This window comes from Micromonospora sp. NPDC005237 (genome assembly GCF_040607775.1).
In the GTDB taxonomy this organism is placed as follows: domain Bacteria; phylum Actinomycetota; class Actinomycetes; order Mycobacteriales; family Micromonosporaceae; genus Micromonospora.
The window spans coordinates 1-4067 of the sequence record NZ_JBEXHJ010000027.1 but is presented as its reverse complement, the minus strand read 5'-3'; the positions used below and the strand labels follow the sequence as shown (position 1 = coordinate 4067).

Annotated in this window: 3 protein-coding genes; 1 reads left to right on the top strand and 2 read right to left on the bottom strand. The window is 69.3% G+C overall.

Annotated features, from left to right (window positions below; genetic code table 11):
- A partial coding sequence (locus ABZT87_RS31350) for a non-reducing end alpha-L-arabinofuranosidase family hydrolase (protein ID WP_355140086.1) occupies positions 1 to 724 on the bottom strand: 724 nt, incomplete at its 3' end.
- Between the two features lie 561 nt (positions 725 to 1285).
- The gene (locus tag ABZT87_RS31345; protein ID WP_355140084.1) at positions 1286 to 2632 is read right to left on the bottom strand and encodes a cellulose binding domain-containing protein; all 1347 of its coding nucleotides are present in this window, start codon (positions 2630 to 2632) and stop codon (positions 1286 to 1288) included.
- Positions 2633 to 3405: 773 nt separating this feature from the next.
- Between ABZT87_RS31345 and ABZT87_RS31340 the strand changes: the two genes are divergently transcribed.
- Entirely contained in the window at positions 3406 to 3975 is a 570-nt protein-coding gene (locus ABZT87_RS31340) for a hypothetical protein (RefSeq protein WP_355140082.1), read from the top strand.
- Positions 3976 to 4067 lie beyond the last annotated feature (92 nt).

The following is a 4067-nucleotide window of genomic DNA, read 5'->3' as shown; positions in this document are numbered from 1 at the left end:
CGACGGTGAAGTCCTTGAGTGACACCCAACCCGACTTCGGCTGCGCCAACGCGCCGGTCGACGACCACCGGTACGACGACGGCAGATCACACGTGCCGCCCGGGGGCGGCGTGGTGGGCGGCGGCGTGGTGGGGTTGCCCCCGCCGTCGACGCGCACGAGCTGCCACTGCTGGTTGGTGCCGTTCCAGTCGTCGTACTGCACGATGTTGCCACCGTCGGCGGTCGAGGCGCCCTGCACCTCCATCACCCTGTTGCTGTTGCGGTTGATCAGCCGCACGTAGCCGCTGTCCGAGTCGGCCAGCCGGAACTGCTGGTTGGTTCCGTTGTTGTCGGTCCACTGCACGATCGCCGCGCCGTTGGCGGTCGAACGGTTGTAGACGTCGAGCACCTTGCTCGACAACCGCGACTTGAGCCGGTAGTAGCCGCCGCCCGAGTCCACGAACTGCCACTGCTGCTGGTTACCGTTGTTACGCGTCCATTGGGTGATCCGCGCGCCGTCGTTCGTGGCCAGGTTGTAGACGTCCAGGGCCTTACCGCTGTTGCGGTTGACCAACACGTACCAGGCGCTGGTGTCGACCGTCGCCGCGGCCGCGGGTGACGACACCGCCATCGCGGCGGCGCCGGCGACCACCACCGCTGCCGCGCCGGCGGCGACTGCTCGCACCAACCACGCTCGCCGCCGCGAGGGCGGTGCCGTCGACGGAGACCTACCAAAGGCAGACATGATCCTCCTCAATCACCAGGAGCCGAACGGTCACCCGAAGCTGGGCGCACCGCGACACGCGACCGGGCGCATGCGTCGGGAATGTTCGCGCTAACAAGATCCCCTGCATGCTGTGGACGCACGCCTGAATCAAGGTCGGCGTCGCAGGCCCGCCCCGTGAGCCGTAGCCGTCGCCGTCCTTGACCATCGACTGTGAGCGATAACATGCTGTTCGTCAAGACGTAACATTGGCGCTTCGGTGAGCCGACGGCCCGCGCCCGCGCACGACGCGACCGATTGACGCCGATCACGCTCGGCAACAATGCCGTCCGAGGTCCTCTACCGGGGAAGGCGCATCCGACGATCTGGGATGGTTGGCGCTAACATCGACGCCCGCACATGGCCTGGTCCCGGCCTCCTCGGGCGTCGACGCCCCGACGTCCGGCAGGCGCGGCGCCGAAGCTCGCACCACCGGACGCACGGCCCGCGGTGCGAACGCTGCCCGCCGCCGTGGCGGTCACGCGGTGTGGAACCCCGGCCCGGGGCCCGGAGCTGGTGGCTCCGGACCCCGGGCTCGGACGGTCAGGGGCTCGTGCAGGTGACGTTGCTGGGCGGGGTGTCGCCGTTGCCGGTGGCGGTGAACCCGAAGGTGGTCGAGGCGTTCGGCGCCAGGGTGCCGTTGTACGCAGCGTTGCGGACGGTGACGTTGCCGGTGGTGCCCGTGTTGGTGCCGTTCCAGAGGCTGCTGATGGCCTGGCCGCTGGCCAGGGTCAGGCGTACGGTCCAGCCGCTGACCGAGGTGGCGGTGTTGTTGGCGACGGTGACCTCACCCTGGAAGCCGCCCGGCCAGCTGTTGACCGCCCGGTAGGTGGCGGCGCAGCTGCCCGGCTCCCCGGTCGGCGGCGGCGTCGTCGGAGGCGGCGTGGTGGGCGGCGGCGTGGTGGGCGGGGGCGTCGTCGGCGGGGGCGTGGTCGGAGGCGGCGTGGTGGGCGGGGCCGTGGTCGGCGGGGCGGTCGTGGGCGGCGTGGTGGACTGGAACTGGGTGAAGAATCGCCAGATCTCCGCCGAGGTCCAGGTCCTGGAGTCGTTGGGGCTGGACGACCCGTCGACCGGGCTCGGGGTGTGGTCGCCGTCGAACGCGGCCCACTGCACGGGGTAACCCGCGCGGCAGCCGGAGTAGGTGGTGGTGATGTGGGTGAGGCTGCCTCGGCTGGGCTCGCGCGGGCTCTGTGCGGTGCAGCCGTTGTTCCGGACGAACGTGTCGCGCAGCGCCCGGCCCTGGGAGATGTTCAGCACGCTGTCGTAGATGCCGTGGATGCCGAAGTAGGCGACAGGCTGGGTACCGCCGTTACAGCCGCTGAGGTTGGCGCCGGAGAGCACGGTGACCGCCCGGATGACGGTCGGGCGGGCGCAGGCCACCGCGTAGCTCATGGCCCCGCCGTAGCTCCAGCCCAGGGCGAAACGCTGGGTCGTGTCGACGCAGAGGTCATTCTCGACCTGCCGGGAGATGTCGTCGAACAGGGTCAGATCCCGACCGTTCGTGTTGGCCCAACCGGCGTCGATACCCTGGGGCGCGACGAAGATCGTGCTGTTGTTCGACAACGGCGCCAGCCCGTAGTAGCCGGCCGAGGCGACGTTGTTGGCCGAGCCGTTCAGCCAGTGGAAGCCGAAGACCAGTCGGTACGGACGGTTCCGGTCATAACCGCCCGGGATCTGGAGGATGTAGCTGCGATTCTGGCCACTGCTGGAAATCGTGCGCGTCCCGCTGGTGAGAGTGGGCGCCTTGCCGCACCCCGCGGTCGCCGCGAGGGTGCCGTTGGTGGCAGCCAACGCCTCGGCGCCGAATCCGCCGCGCAGCGCACCACCGGTCGCCGCGACGAGAACCACCGCGGCCGCGATGAACGAGAAGAGTTGTCTCCGTTTGACCATTGCTCGACTCCTTGCCGTTGATCGTCCGTAGGACATGCACCTCGCCGTCAACGAGTCGGTTCGCACCGGTGTGCGGGCCGGCATGCTCCTGAGGCCGGCGTGGCGCACACGGGTGCGTACGGGCCGTACCGTCGCTGCCGGGGTTGTCCGTGACGGGGCAAGGGGGAATGCAGCCGGACCAGGGTCGTCCGACGACCGCCTGCGGTCGCCTGGCAGTGGCGGAGCGGCCCGGACTGGTCACCGACCGGCGAGGCGGCGGGAGGGGCGAGCCCTCGGCGTTGCCTGTGCCGATTGACTGAGGTGACTGGGAGCGTGCCCTTCGCTCCCGCGCCGAAAGATAGCATGTTATCGATAACATGCTCAACCGGCCGAGTGCCACGGAACAGGCCACAGCGGACGGACCAGCCCGACCCGCGCGCCTCACCACCGTGGGCCGGAGCAGGGCAGGCGTCACGCCGGCGTGAGCCGTCCATCGTGCCGGTGAGCGGTGTCCCGCCCACCGGCACGATCGGTCGTCCGCGTCGCCGCCGGCAGTGCCCTTCGATATCGCAGCGAGGTCATCTTTTCGAGTCCTAGACTGCGAACGGGCACGGCGGGGCCGCCCCCTGCCAACGGGGGAGGCGCGGGTGCCATGAATTCTCGGCCGACGCAACAGCAGGAACAGGCTCACGGCGGCGCGAATCGCGACATGCCCCCGCAATTGGGCTCGGACTCCATCGGCACGGCCGCCCAGCCGCACCTTCGGTGAGGCACACGACCCCGGCGCCGACGACATGACGTCGCGGTGGGCGGCCAACAAGCCGGACCTCAGCGCGGATTCGGAGCTGTTGCGCAACGTCTATCACAAGTCCGCCGTCGACCTGCTGTCGATGCGCATCGTCAAGGAGATCAACGGCGAACAGGTCGTCCTGCTGGCCGCCGGAATGCCCTGGTTCCTGACCATTTTCGGGCGGGACACGCTGGTCACCGCCTACCAGAGCATCACCTGTGGACCGGACGTCGCGCGGGGTGCGCTGGTGACGCTCGCCGCGCACCAGGGCAACGCCGTCGACGACTTCAGCGACCAGGAGCCCGGGAAGATCCTGCACGAGTTCCGCTCCGGGGAGCTGACGCAGCTCGGAATCGCGCCGTACGGCCCCTGCTTCGGCTCAGCCGACACCACCCAGCTGTGGCTCATCCTGCTCTCCGAGTACTGGCGGTGGACGGGCGACGACGCGTTGTTGCGGCAGTTGCGGCCCAACGCCGACGCCGCTCTGCGGTGGATCGACGAATTCGGAGACCGCGACGGCGACGGTTACGTCGAGTACGCCACGCGTTCCCCGGACGGGATGCGCAACCAGTGAGCCTTTTCCAACCTGATCTTGCAGGTCAGGGACGGTGTGCGTAGCCCGGTGATCGATGAGGGCGAGGCTCCAGGTAAGACAGCAAATCGACC